This window comes from Pseudomonas uvaldensis (assembly GCF_021271205.1).
In the GTDB taxonomy this organism is placed as follows: Bacteria; Pseudomonadota; Gammaproteobacteria; order Pseudomonadales; family Pseudomonadaceae; genus Aquipseudomonas; species Aquipseudomonas uvaldensis.
Window position 1 is genome coordinate 1 of the sequence record NZ_JAIWKS010000058.1, and the last position, 310, is coordinate 310.

The window sequence follows — 310 nt, forward strand, 5'->3', positions numbered from 1 at the left end:
CCTGCTGGGCTCGTTCGTGCCGGCCCTCAAGCGCACCGAATCCTGGCCCGCCAACCTGATCGCCACCGCCGGTTGCGTGGCACTGTGGGGCTATCTGCTGTACCAGGGCGTGATCGATCCGCTGGGCGGCATCAACACCTTGTGGCCGCTGTTCGGCATCTCCAACCAGATGCTGGCCGGTATCGCCCTGATGCTCGGTACCGTGGTGCTGATCAAGATGAAGCGCCAGCGCTACGTCTGGGTCACGCTGCTGCCGGCGTCCTGGTTGCTGATCTGCACCACCACCGCGGGCCTGATCAAGCTGTTCGAT

At 64.5% G+C, this 310-nt stretch carries 1 protein-coding gene; it reads left to right on the forward strand.

Features of this window, described 5'->3' with window-relative positions; genetic code table 11:
- Positions 1–310, forward strand: a 310-nt coding sequence (locus LCU97_RS26575; protein WP_332875354.1) for a carbon starvation CstA family protein, incomplete at both ends; no start/stop codon positions are given.